The following is a 12,837-nucleotide window of genomic DNA, read 5'->3' as shown; positions in this document are numbered from 1 at the left end:
CCTTAACGTCTGTCCGCGGGAAGTCTGGCCGCTTTGTTGGCGTCGTACCACCAGTTTTCGAAACCGGATGAGTAAATCGCGCGAGTCTTCGGGAAGGAGAATTTATCCCAGTAGGCGGTGCGATCCTGCGCCATATACCACATCGGCAGCATGTAATAGTTCCAGGTCAGCACGCGGTCGAGGGCCCGGCCCAGCGGCAGCAGTTTTTCCTTGTTGCCCTGCCAGCGAATGATCTGCGCAATAAGCTGGTCGACGGCCGGGCTTTGAACCCCTGAGGCGTTATAGCTGGAATTAATATATTCCGAATCCCAGGAGATTTGCAGGCCGGTGTCGGGCCAGGGCGACGCGCGCCAGACGTTTGGCATCATGTCGTAATCCCGGCTGCGCTTGCGGTTACTGTACTGGGAGTTATCGACCTGGCGAATGTCCATAACGATGCCGAGCCGCTGAAGATTGTGCTGAAATGGCAGTACCCAGCGATCGCTGCTGCCGGAGGGGAGCAGCAGCTCAAAGCGTAACGGTTTGCCGCTCTGCGCGTTTACCCGCCGCTGGTTTTTCACTATCCATCCCGCCTGGTTGAGGATGGCATCCGCTTTGAGTAAATTCTCCCGTGCAAAACCATCGCCGCTGGAAACCGGCGGCCGGTAAATCTGCGTGAAGACTTCGGCCGGGATCTCTTTTTTCAGCGGCGTCAGCAGGGCGAGCTCGTCGGCATCAGGATAATCGCGCGCCGCGTATTCGGTATTCTGAAAGAAGCTGTTGGCGCGGCTGTAGGAGTGATAGAACAGCGCCTTATTCATCCATTCAAAATCAAAGGCGAGGGTGATGGCCTCGCGAATCCGGCGGTCGGCAAATATCGGGCGCTGAATGTTAAAGGCCAGCCACTGGGTATTTTGCGCCGAGGTATTGGTGTATTCGTCTTTAACAATATAGCCGTGGCTAAAGTTGCGCCCGACGTAGCGGGTCGCCCAGTTTTTGGCGACGTTCTCTTCCCGACGATCGACAGCGCCGGCCTTAAAGGCTTCGAAGGCGACATTGTCATCAAGGTAATAATCGTAGCGTAGCGTATCGAAATTCCAGCGCCCGCGGTTGACCGGTAAATCGGCGGCCCAGTAGTCCTTCACGCGGGAATAGGTGATGTACTGGCCCATGCGCCAGGCGGTAATGCGGTAGGGGCCGCTGGCCAGCGGTGGAGCGGAGAGCGGGTCGCTGAGTTTATGGTTTTTCCAGAATTTTTCCGGCATCACCGGTAGCGTCATCAGGCTAAGCATGTTCTCTTTGCCCGGTTTGGCTAACTCAATGCGAACGGTTAGCGGGGCGATAGCTTTAACGGTAGTGCCTTTATAATAGAGACGAAACTGCGGCACCCCTTCGGTCATAAACTTCTGGAAGGTAAAAGCGACATCGCTGGCGGTGATGGGACTGCCGTCGTGATAGCGGGCGTGCGGATTGAGCGTAATCTCCATCCACGAAAAATCATCGGCATAGCGCGTATGCTCGGCAATCAGCGGGTAGTAACTGCCGGGCTCATCGTCAGAGGTGGTGAACAGCGTATCGTATAGCGCTTCGGTTCGAATACCCGGATTACCGCGCAGGGCGTAGCGGTTGAAATTATCAAAGGTACCGATAGCCGCAAGGGTAATCGCGCCGCCTTTAGGCGCGGCGGGATTCGCATAATCGTAGTGGTCAAAGCCCGCGGCGTACTTCGGTTGGCCGATAATCGCGAACGTATCGCTCGTCAGAATAGTTTGCGCCCGGCTGTGCAGGCTAAATAAGGTCAGCAGTATCAGGCTGATGCGGGCAAACATAACCAGGGTATCGTCCTCCAATGACAGGCCTGAAGTGGCCTGACCTCTGATAGCAAATAATAAAGGACACTTAGCGGGTTGGGAAATATTTCGCCGGCTGCGCGTGGGCGGCGATCAGCGCTTCCAGCGTCAGCGGGCGACTTAACCAGTAGCCCTGCAAAAAGTTTACGCCATGATCGCGCAGCCATTCCGCCTGTTCCTGCGTTTCCACGCCTTCGGCAACGGTAGCGAGCTTCAGGCGGCGGCTTAGAGTGATGACGGCATCGAGCACCGGCGAGGTCACGGTCTCCGTCCCGATAGCCTGTACGAAGCCGCGATCAATCTTCAGGTAATCAAAGCTAAAGCGCTCCAGATAGATGAGCGCGCTATGGCCGGTACCAAAATCATCAATCGCGATTTCAAAACCCTGCTCGTGCAGCCAGTCGAAGTTCTCTAATGAACGATTTTTATCGATCATCGCGCGCTCGGTGATCTCCAGTACCAGCTTAAAGTGGTCGGCTGGCATGGCGGCGGCGAAGTGCTTAAGGTCCTGCTGAAAGCTCTCTGCGTGCAGATGAAGGGGGGAAATATTGATCCCAAGCTTGATCCCTGCGGGCAGGAGCGTCTGCAAAACAGGCGCATCGTGCGCAATCAGTTTTAAGAGGTGGCGAGTAAGCGGAATGATGATCTGCTGGGTTTCCGCAAGATTAATAAAGACGTCAGGGGGGATCTCTCCGGCCACCGGATGTTTCCAGCGCATCAGTACCTCAACGCCGCTGATCTGCAGCGTCTCCGATTTCACCACCGGCTGATAGACCAGGTAAAACTGATCGTTTTTGATCGCCAGCAGCAGCTCCTTTCGCGGGTCTGATTTTATCGTGAGAATGTAATAGCTTAACAGTCCGGCCAGCAGCCCGCACACCACCCCCAGCAGCAGGGCAAACTGCGTATTCTCCGCCAGCCAGCTGTTAGCATAGAGATAGATTTTCAACGGTAAACCCTCAATCTGCGTCTGGCGAATAGGCGGCGAGAGCAGGGTCTGCGGGTCGATAAGCTTGTTGCTGAAGGTCGAGATCGCGGTGTGCTTAATGGACAGCGCCAGGCCGCTGAAATCATTCTGCCGTGAGGAGTAGAGTATATAGGGTGTCAGATTCGCATTGATCGAGACAAAAACGCCGTCTTTACCGCCGTGCGGGCTACGAACCCACATCGCCAGCGCCGCGCTTTTCGGCATCATGGGCGTACCGGGAAGGATCGCCATATCCACCGCTTGAGTGATATCCAGCTGTGGAATGAGCTGGTTAAAAGGTGTGTTCATTGCACCGGTGGCGGAGGAGCAAAACGCAATACCATTTTTAACCAGCAGGAAAGCGCGTACGTTTGGGCTGAATGCCGCATGGGCGGTTAATCCGGAATCGATATTTTCGCAGGGCTGACTCACCAGCGGCTGTAGTCCCGCAATCGTCTGGTCTAAATCGTGAAAATAGCCCGTCAGATAAGCATGAACATTGTTGATGATAACGTCGAAACGCTCCGCGCGGTTGTGATAGATCACCATAAACTGGATGCTACCGGCCAGCAGGGCGACGGCTATGCCAACGCATATGCTGGTTAGCCAGATTTTTCGCCGGGGAGAGAGGTGACGGGTAGGCATAGGCTCCAGGCAGTCCGTGTGGTTGATTCGCGCAATGCGCTAACAGAAACATGCTTTTTCTGTCGTCGCTTCAAGAGATAGCCTATTTTACGAAGTTTATTGGCTGGCGAGCAAAAAAAAACACTGCTTCAGCAGTGTTTTGTTTCTTCCGTTGGCCAAGGGAATAACCAACGGCAGAAGAGATTACGAGCGGCTCAGAACGCGTCGCGCTTCGTTATAGCGCTTTTTCCAGTACGGCTCATCCATGCTGGAAATCGTCACACCGCTGCTGGTGGAAGCATGAACAAACTGGTTGTTGCCGATGTAGATGCCTACATGACGGCCCGTTGAACCCGCACGGAACAGTACTAAATCACCGGTACGCAGCTGTGAACGGCTAATGGATTTTCCGGAATCCTGCTGCTCAGAAGTCGAACGCGGCAGCTCCAGGCCAAACTGTTCACGGAAAGTACGCTGCACAAAGGCGGAACAATCAATGCCTTTGCGAGTGCTGCCGCCGAGGCGGTAACGCACGCCCTTCCAGCTGGCATATTGATCCATCAAACGGGACTTAACGTCCAGGTTGCGGACCATGGTTTCAAATTCATCCTGAGAGGCTTGCAGTGATGATAAATCGCCACTACCCACAGCAAGCGTCTCAGAATGCATATTTCTGGCGGTACTATTTGAACTACACGCGGAAAGCAGAACCGCAACTGCAATCGCGGGGGCGACCCGCAAGATATATCTCAAAATCGGCTGAGATTTGACCATGCTGTGTGTTATCCCTTGTTGTCCTTAACGACAATGTCGTTATAAAAAATGCCAAACGTGTTAGAGCCTAATTACCTGGTCGCAATGAGACAATTCCGTAAGCATAAAATTGTGGCCTGACGCACAAATTTATTCATTATCTGAATTGATGTTGCTGGAGAGGCAAAACGAGATTGAGGTTACCCGATCGAACGGGGGATGGCGAGCGGTTTTGCGCATTTTCTTATAAGTATTTTTGCGACAAAAAGTGAATCATCGGCAAAGGCCAAAATAGCGGCAGGGATGGGTAAAAAATATGCAATTTACTCATTTTTAACAGGATTAATGTGACAGCAAGATGATGGCGGGTGAGAAAGAGTGAGATGATAAAAAAAGGGACCCAGAACGATCCCTTATGAATGATATTAATTAATTGTAAAGATGACTTTAAATTTTCGTTCTTCCGCCGGGGAGGTAACGTTCAAATAAAGTAATCACTTTATCGCTCAGTGGGGTCATCAACACCCAGGGAGCGCCAATGAGCACGGCCGTTAATGATCCGACGGCAATATCGGTAAACCAGTGCGCGCCGATCATCACCCGCGGGAAAGCGAACACCACAAAGATAACCAGCGCAATAGCGAAGGCGCGACGGCCAAAATAGCGCCACATGAAAGAGGCAAAAATCAGCAGCATCATGCCGTGATCGCCCGGGAAGCTGTCTTTAGACGCATCTTTAGTCGGAAAGGAGATGACATCGCTGACTTTAGTGATATCGGTGAACGAGAGCGAAGGGCTGGCTCGCTTCACCGGCATCAGGTGCTGGGCCAGCTGATTGATAATGACGGCAGCCAGCAGCATCACCAGGCCGATGATAATCACCCGGCGGCGTCCGGCGCTCTGTTCTTTAAACCAGAAGCTCAGCATCAGGCTGCCCATCGCCAGCAGCGAACAGGCGTCAAACGCGCGGTTGTTGATAACCGCCAACAGCCAGGTGTAAGCGGTGTTGACGCCGACCAGGTGGTTAAAGAAATAGAAAATCGCCGCGTCCAGCGGAGCCCAGAAACCATGGTTAACCGGAAGATACCATGAACAGAAAAGCGCTATACCTGCCGCGTTTAACAGCAGGATGAGGGGAATTCGATTTTTAATCATAACTATCGCGTGTTGTGTAAAACGACGGCAACCATAGCCGCCCTAAGTTAAACGAATCTTCAACAAAGAGGCCTGAAGAGCATTCCAGTCCGTTTCCGTATCGGCTATCAGCTCAATACGGCTATCGGGCGGGGCAACGTTTTGCGTCTCAATATGCAGATCGAGCTGCTGGCGATTGATACGAACCAGCCCTTCGGCAATACGCATGACGCCTTTAACTCGTCCAACCGGCGCCAGGCGCGCCCATTCAAGCAGAGCGACGGTATCGAAGACGGTTTCAGCGTCAAAAATCCAGCCGCAGGCGTGATAGCCCTGAGCGCTATTGAGGCTACGACGCCAGCGCTGGTGCGCGGGAAGGCTAAGCGCGGCAAGGCCTTTTTTCTGCCCGTGGTCGTGCGCATGCCCGACCCCTGCGGGTAGCGGCGCCAGATTGCGGCGCGGCAAATCAAGCAGCTCCGGGTCGATATTACCTTGGCTAGCGCTGACGCAGCGACGCTCACCGGCGTACGCCTCACGCCAGGCGACAAAAGCGCGCTGGCTCTCCTCCGTCGAGCGGTCGGCTTTATTGCTGACAATAACGTCAGCGGCAGCCAGCTGGTCGCGAAAGTTTTCGTTGCTCACGACTTTTTCGTCCAGCAGCTGACGCGGGTCCAATATGCACAGGGTGGCGCGCAGATCGATCCACGGCGCGTAGACCGGCGCGGTCAGCATATCGAGGATCTGTTTAGGATGGCCTAGTCCGGTGGGTTCTATCAGCAGACGGTCAGGTTTGCCCTGGCGCAGCAGGGTGTTGAGCCCAACCTGCATCGGCAGGCCGTTAACGCAGCACATGCAGCCGCCGGGGATCTCTTTCAGCAGCGCGCCGCTTTCCGCCAGCAGCGCGCCGTCAATGCCCACTTCGCCAAACTCGTTGACCAGTACGGCCCATTTTTCATTTGCGGGCTTATTGGCCAGCAGGTGCAGAATGGAAGTGGTCTTACCGCTGCCGAGAAACCCCGTGATCAAGTTGGTTTTGGTCACTTTTTCTCCAGGATAAATGTAATGTTGTAACAGTTGAGGCTATCCTGACGAAAAAAAGGGGAAAAGAGAAGCGTTAACGCGGACAGAAAGGCGCTCCGTCCGCTTAAAGGCAGAAATTGTTAATCATTCAGCGCGGCGGCGACGGCCTGGCGCGCGCCAAAAGCGGCGAGCTGATGCCACGCGGCGGTGACATCAGCGACGAACTGCGGATTCTGCGGCAGGTCGCGGCCGAAGATCTCCTCAAGCGTAAGCAGCGCCGCTACGCGCTGTCGCTCATCGCTGGTGGCAACGAGGTGGTGTATTTTATCGGCCAGCGGATCGCGAATATCAATGACGGCTCCGGCGTCATCCACGCCGCTAACATAGCGCATCCAGCCAGCGACGCCCAGCGCCAGTAGCGGCCAGCGGCTCTCTTGCGCAAGATGGACGCGAATTCCGTCAAGCATACGTTGCGGCAGCTTCTGGCTACCGTCCATGGCGATTTGCCAGGTGCGGTGCTTCAGCGCCGGGTTGCTGAAACGTTCGATCAGGCTGTCAGCGTATGCCGACAGGTCAACGCCCTGAATGGATAGCGTCGGCGCCTGTTCATCAACCATCAGCCGGTATGCGGCGCTGTGAAAAATCGGATCCTGCATGCAGTCGCTAATATGCGCATGGCCCGCCAGGTAGCCAAGCCAGGCGAGGAACGAGTGGCTACCGTTGAGCATCCGCAGCTTCATCTGCTCCCACGGTAAAACGTCGTCGGTCATCTGAACGCCCGCCGTTTCCCAGTCCGGGCGACCGGCCACGAAGTTATCTTCAATAACCCACTGAATAAAGGGTTCGCAGCTGATGGCGCAGGGATCTTCTACGCCCAACGCAGCGCGAATTTCCGCCAGCGACTCCTCGGTGGCGGCTGGTACGATGCGATCAACCATGGTGCCGGGGAAGCTGACGTGCTCAGCAATCCACTGTGCCAGCTGCGGATCGCGTTTTTCAGCCATGCCCAGCACGGCGTTTTTCACTACATGTCCATTATCAGGGATATTGTCGCAGGAGAGCACGGTAAAGGGTGACAGCCCTCGCTGACGGCGGCGCGCCAGCGCTTCAACCAGTATTCCAGGAACCGATTGCGGCAAAGTCGGGTTTTGCAGATCGTGAATAATACGCGGCTGCGTCATATCCAGCAGGCCGCTGGCGGGGTCGATGCAGTAGCCTTTTTCGGTAATGGTCAGAGAGACAATCGCCACCTGCGGTTCACAAAATTTCTCAATAATAGCGGCGAGCGAATCGAGTTTAGCGTTCAGACATTCATGCACGGCGCCGACAACAATTGGCTGGCTGCCCTCTGCGCCTTTTTCCAGCACGGTAAACAGGTGGTTTTGCTGGCGAAGCTGGCTCATCAGCCGATCGCCGCTGAACAGGCTAATCTCACAAATCCCCCAGTCTCCGCCGCTGGCGTTAAGCACCCGATCGGTGAGTAGCGCCTGATGCGCGCGATGAAAAGCGCCAAAGCCGAAATGCACAATACGTGAGCGCAGCTGGCTGCGGTCATAATGAGGGAGCTGTACGCCTTCCGGCAGCGTGGCCGTCGCAATGGTAGTCATTCTTAATACACCTGATTAACCGATAATTAACATCTCTAGTGTAAAGTTATATGACAACAAATTAAATTGGTGAGCCTTGTTTATCCGCTTAGTGTGAGCTTGATCAAGCAATCGAGCGCTGTTTAGCGAAGATCCTGCTAACAGGAGCGGGAAATTAGCGATAATTTCGTCGCTATTGGTATGACAACTTTGGGAGGTTTTGTAGGGGATAGCCTGGCGATGATGAAGGGCCAACAGCCGTATGGCGCGCATTAAGAAGCAAAAAGACAGCCATTGACTGTCTTTTGCATTTTGCACTGACTTTAAAGGCTGGATTTAGTCCGCACGGCCCATGTAGCGGCTCTCTTCGATATGAATACGAATGCGCTCGCCCGCGCTGAGGTATTCTGGCACCTGAACGACCAGGCCGGTGCTGAGGGTAGCCGGTTTGTTGCGGGCGCTGGCGGATGCGCCTTTGATGCCCGGCGCCGTCTCAATGATTTCCAGATCCACGGTCTGCGGCAGTTCCAGCGCCAGCAGTTGGCCGTCCCAGGTCAGAACCTGCATGTCAGGCATGCCGCCTTCCGGCATAAACAGCAGCTCTTCTTCGATTTGCTCTTTGGTGAAGATATACGGGGTGTAATCTTCTTTATCCATAAAGACGTATTCATTGCCATCGATATAGGAGAAGTCAACGAAGCGGCGGGTCAGGGTAACGGTATCGACAATGTCGTCGCCTTTGAAGCGCTCTTCCACTTTCAGGCCGGTGCGCACATCGGAGAAACGCATTTTGTACAGCGTCGCTGCGCCGCGGGCGCTCGGTGACTGAATATCAATATTTTTAACAATCAGCAGTTTGCCGTTGTAATTCAGCACCATACCTTTCTTAATTTCATTCGCTCTTGGCATTGCAGTAATCCTGTCACTTAAAGGGTCGAAAATATCGCGTAAAACTACTCGCGCCGGGCCTTTCAGGCAAGCGGAATTCGTGTGTTTTGCTATCTTCGGGTAAAACGTTTAGGCTGGGCCGCAAAAGCCTATCGGAAGAGTCGATTATGGAATGCCGCCCTGAATGCGGAGCTTGCTGTATCGCTCCTTCTATCTCCAGCCCTATCCCGGGTATGCCGCAGGGCAAACCGGCAAATACCCGCTGTATACAGCTTTCGGACAATAACCTGTGCGCGATTTTTGGCTCGCCGTTGAGGCCCAAAGTGTGCGCCAGCCTGAAGCCGGAAGCGGAGATGTGCGCCACAAATCGCGAAGAAGCCATGATCTGGCTTCTTCATCTTGAGCTGAGTACTTCGTGACGTCGGAAGCCCGCACGGACACCCTTTATACGTCTTTAATGCGCCACAGGCAGGCCTGAGTGGCGAGGCCCATCACCAGCGCAATCCAGAATACGGCGTGATAGCTCCAGACTTCCGCAACGACCCCCGCCAGCGAACCGGCAATAATCCAGCCAACGCGGATAGTATTGGTATAGAGGGTCGTGGCCGCACCGGCCTGGCCTGGCATCAGGTCCTGAAAATAGAGCATACCGATACCGGCCAGAATGCCGATAAAAATAGCATTCAGCACCTGCAGGGCCAGCAGAAGTCCCGGGGTGTGTACGGTTAGCATGCCGACATAGAACAGCACCCCGGCAACCGCAGAGATCTGCATCAGGAAACGCTTACCGAAACGTTTGGCGTAGTAACCCGCAATCAGCATGGTCGGGATTTCCAGCCCGGCGGCGGTGCCCATCATTAATCCCGCCAGTTTTTCAGGTAAATGCAGCTCATTAATAATGAACAGCGGCATGTTAATGATGTACAGGCTGTTAATTCCCCACATCAGCGTACAGATGATAAACAGCAGCAGCGCGTCGCGGCGGTTGGTGCGCGGCGCTTCAAGATGTCCCGTCACCACCTTCGGCTCTTTGCGCATGCTGGGGAGAAAAAACCAGACTATCGCGCCGCAGACCACGAAGGCAATCGCCGCGCTGAGGTACATCACCGTAAAGCCGAAACCCATCGCCAGCGCGTAGGCCAGCGGCGGGCCGATGACCCATGCCAGCGACACCTGAGCGCGCAGGATCGAGCTGAACATGACCGCCTCGCGGCCCGTTTTGTCCGCATGTTCGCGGGCGAGGGCAAACATCTGCGGGTTCGCGGTGGAACCAAAGCTGCTGAGGAAAACGCCGACGAAGAGCAAAATAAAGTAGTTACGATTCCACGCGAAGAGCACGCAGGCCAGCACGCCCATCAGGCAGCAGAAGACGATCAGCTGCTTGCGGTCGCCTTTGCGATCTGAGCGCCCGGCGAGAAACTGGCTCACCAGAATGCCGATCACCGCGCTGCCGGTAAAAAAGAAGCCGACCATCGCCGGTCGTACGTGAACTTCGTCAGTCAGGAACAGGCTCAGGGTAGGCGTTTGTAGCGCCCCGGCAATGCCCGTCAGGAAGGCGACGATCAGGAAGGCGGAAGAGGTTAAATCGAACCCGCGTCGTGGCAGGGCGGCGCTACTGTTTTGCATGTCGGCTTTCATCGGTTTCAGGAGTCGCGGAGTTTACGCCGTCAGTCAGATAATGAACAGTACCAGGGCACGAATAAATCAAAAAGACGTTTCAAAATTTTGCTTCAGCAAAATGCTGAAGTTCTGGCGGATTTGTCACCACCTCGTCAGCAAAAGTGTGCTGTATCTCTAACTTCTGTTATCGGGAGAGTAACTTTTCTTGCGCGCTGCCTAATAAAGGTACAGACTTCTTGAAACGTTTCAGCGTCATCGGGAGATTCTCCGGCAGTCAGGTGACGCATTTTTTCTCAAAGTAGCTGAAACGATTCAATTCAGCAGGAGAGGAGAACCATGTTCCAGTTATCTGTGCAGGATATTCATCCCGGTCAGCAGGCCGGTAATAAAGAAGAGGCTATTCGTCAGGTTGCCTCCGCGCTGGTTAGCGCGGGCAATGTGGCTGAAGGGTACATCAACGGGATGCTGGCTCGCGAGCAGCAAACCTCCACTTTCCTTGGCAACGGTATTGCGATTCCGCACGGCACCACCGACACGCGCGATCAGGTGCTGAAAACCGGCGTTCAGGTTTATCAGTTCCCGCAGGGCGTGACCTGGGGCGAAGGGCAGACCGCCTACGTCGCTATCGGTATCGCCGCCAGTTCGGATGAACACCTTGGGCTGCTGCGTCAGCTGACCCATGTGCTGAGTGACGACTCGGTTGCTGAACAGCTAAAGTCCGCCACCACCGCTGAAGAGCTGCGCGCCCTGCTGATGGGTGAAAAGCAGAGCGAAGCGCTGAAGCTGGATAACGAAACGCTGACCCTGGACGTGGTCGCCAGCGATCTGCTGACCCTGCAGGCGCTCAACGCCGCGCGGCTGAAAGAAGCGGGCGCCGTCGATGCTTCCTTTGTTAGCCATGCGATTAATGACAAACCGCTGAACCTCGGCCAGGGCATCTGGCTGAACGACAGTCCGGAAGGCAACCTGCGTAGCGCCATTGCGGTGAGCCGCGCGGCCAACGCCTTTATTCGCGATGAGCAGCCGGTTTCCCTGCTGATCACCGTGGCGATGGCCGATGACCAGCCGACGGCGGTCCTTAATCGCCTGAGCAATTTGCTGCTGGACAAAAAAGCTGACCGTTTGCTGAAGTCCGATGGCGCAACGCTGCTGGCGCTGCTGACCAGCGACGATGCGATTGCTGAAGATGTTCTCAGCGCTGAATACGTTATCCGCAACGAGCACGGGCTGCACGCGCGTCCCGGCACGATGCTGGTGAATACCATTAAACAATTTTCCAGCGACATTACGGTCACTAACCTCGATGGTTCGGGCAAGCCGGCAAACGGCCGCAGCCTGATGAAAGTCGTGGCCCTGGGCGTGAAAAAAGGTCACCGCTTGCGCTTCACCGCGCAGGGTGAAGATGCGCAGCAGGCGCTGGATGCGATTGGCGAAGCGATCGCCGCAGGCCTTGGGGAGGGCGCATAAATGAGCAGACGTGTCGCAACGATTACTTTAAACCCGGCCTATGACCTGGTGGGTTTTACCCCGGAAATTGAACGCGGTGAGGTTAACCTTGTTCGCACGACCGGCTTGCACGCCGCAGGGAAGGGGATCAACGTTGCAAAAGTGCTGAAAGATCTCGGTATCGACGTCACCGTGGGCGGTTTTCTCGGTAAAGATAATCAGGATGGCTTTCAGCAACTGTTCAGTGAGCTGGGTATCGCTAACCGTTTTCAGGTCGTTCAGGGCCGTACCCGTATTAACGTGAAGCTGACAGAAAAAGATGGCGAAGTGACCGACTTCAACTTCTCCGGCTTTGAAGTCACGCCGGGTGACTGGGAGCGTTTTGTTAACGACTCCCTGAGCTGGCTGGGCCAGTTCGATATGGTCTGCGTGAGCGGCAGCTTACCTTCCGGCGTAAGTCCGGAAGCGTTCACCGACTGGATGACCCGCTTGCGCAGCCAGTGCCCGTGCATCATTTTTGACAGCAGCCGCGAAGCGCTGGTTGCCGGTCTTAAAGCGGCGCCGTGGCTGGTTAAACCTAACCGTCGTGAGCTGGAAATCTGGGCGGGTCGCAAGTTACCTGAAATGAAGGATGTGATTGAGGCCGCTCATGCGCTGCGCGAGCAGGGGATTGCCCACGTGGTGATCTCCCTTGGCGAAGAAGGCGCCCTGTGGGTTAACGCCTCCGGCGAGTGGATTGCCAAGCCGCCTTCAGTGGAAGTGGTTAGCACCGTTGGCGCGGGCGATTCAATGGTTGGCGGCCTGATTTACGGACTGCTGATGCGTGAGTCCAGCGAGCATACGCTGCGCCTGGCAACGGCCGTCGCCGCGCTGGCGGTGAGTCAGAGCAATGTCGGTATTACCGATCGTACCCAGTTGGCCGCAATGATGGCGCGCGTCGACTTACAACCCTTTAATTAACAGCAGGAGA

General features: G+C 55.2%; 11 protein-coding genes. 3 read left to right on the top strand and 8 right to left on the bottom strand.

What is annotated here, in order from left to right:
• Positions 1-2: 2 nt before the first annotated feature.
• The 7 genes from ABLV11_RS13720 to yeiP all read right to left on the bottom strand — a co-directional run bounded on the left by ABLV11_RS13720 (position 3) and on the right by yeiP (position 8,822).
• Positions 3-1,808 (bottom strand): extracellular solute-binding protein, encoded by a 1,806-nt coding sequence (locus tag ABLV11_RS13720; RefSeq protein WP_064370696.1) that lies wholly within the window; start codon positions 1,806-1,808, stop codon positions 3-5.
• A gap of 70 nt (positions 1,809-1,878) precedes the next feature.
• On the bottom strand, positions 1,879-3,441 hold the full coding sequence (locus tag ABLV11_RS13715; RefSeq protein ID WP_004103944.1) for a cyclic di-GMP phosphodiesterase: 1,563 nt from the start codon (positions 3,439-3,441) through the stop codon (positions 1,879-1,881).
• A gap of 183 nt (positions 3,442-3,624) precedes the next feature.
• Positions 3,625-4,194, bottom strand: a complete 570-nt coding sequence (mepS, locus tag ABLV11_RS13710; protein ID WP_004103943.1) for a bifunctional murein DD-endopeptidase/murein LD-carboxypeptidase — start codon at positions 4,192-4,194, stop codon at positions 3,625-3,627.
• 426 nt (positions 4,195-4,620) lie between these two features.
• Positions 4,621-5,334 carry a phosphatase PAP2 family protein gene (locus ABLV11_RS13705; protein WP_024274498.1) on the bottom strand — a complete coding sequence of 238 codons (714 nt, stop codon included), beginning with the start codon at positions 5,332-5,334 and terminating at the stop codon, positions 4,621-4,623.
• Positions 5,335-5,370: 36 nt separating this feature from the next.
• Positions 5,371-6,348, bottom strand: a complete 978-nt coding sequence (locus ABLV11_RS13700) for a GTP-binding protein (protein ID WP_004114121.1) — start codon at positions 6,346-6,348, stop codon at positions 5,371-5,373.
• 119 nt (positions 6,349-6,467) lie between these two features.
• A complete protein-coding gene (locus tag ABLV11_RS13695; RefSeq protein WP_004103940.1) occupies positions 6,468-7,934 on the bottom strand; it encodes a fructuronate reductase in 1,467 nt (488 codons plus the stop codon).
• A gap of 315 nt (positions 7,935-8,249) precedes the next feature.
• Complete coding sequence (gene yeiP / locus ABLV11_RS13690; protein WP_004103935.1) at positions 8,250-8,822, bottom strand: elongation factor P-like protein YeiP; 573 nt, start codon at positions 8,820-8,822, stop codon at positions 8,250-8,252.
• 146 nt (positions 8,823-8,968) lie between these two features.
• On the opposite strand from yeiP, the gene ABLV11_RS13685 reads away from it, so the two are divergent.
• Positions 8,969-9,220, top strand: a complete 252-nt coding sequence (locus ABLV11_RS13685; protein ID WP_004103933.1) for a YkgJ family cysteine cluster protein — start codon at positions 8,969-8,971, stop codon at positions 9,218-9,220.
• Between the two features lie 25 nt (positions 9,221-9,245).
• Here ABLV11_RS13685 and setB read toward each other — a convergent pair whose 3' ends face one another.
• A complete protein-coding gene (setB, locus tag ABLV11_RS13680; RefSeq protein WP_026056017.1) occupies positions 9,246-10,427 on the bottom strand; it encodes a sugar efflux transporter SetB in 1,182 nt (393 codons plus the stop codon).
• Between the two features lie 330 nt (positions 10,428-10,757).
• Between setB and fruB the strand changes: the two genes are divergently transcribed.
• Both fruB and fruK read left to right on the top strand, forming a co-directional pair.
• Positions 10,758-11,888, top strand: coding sequence for a fused PTS fructose transporter subunit IIA/HPr protein (fruB, locus tag ABLV11_RS13675; protein WP_032728557.1), 1,131 nt, complete (start codon positions 10,758-10,760; stop codon positions 11,886-11,888).
• Positions 11,889-12,827 carry a 1-phosphofructokinase gene (gene fruK, locus ABLV11_RS13670; protein ID WP_004103928.1) on the top strand — a complete coding sequence of 313 codons (939 nt, stop codon included), beginning with the start codon at positions 11,889-11,891 and terminating at the stop codon, positions 12,825-12,827.
• Positions 12,828-12,837 lie beyond the last annotated feature (10 nt).

This window comes from Klebsiella sp. GW_Kp181 (assembly GCF_040062315.1).
Taxonomy (GTDB): Bacteria; Pseudomonadota; Gammaproteobacteria; order Enterobacterales; family Enterobacteriaceae; genus Klebsiella; species Klebsiella oxytoca.
The sequence above is the reverse complement of the archived record's forward strand: the minus strand, read 5'-3'. Positions and strand labels throughout refer to the sequence as shown.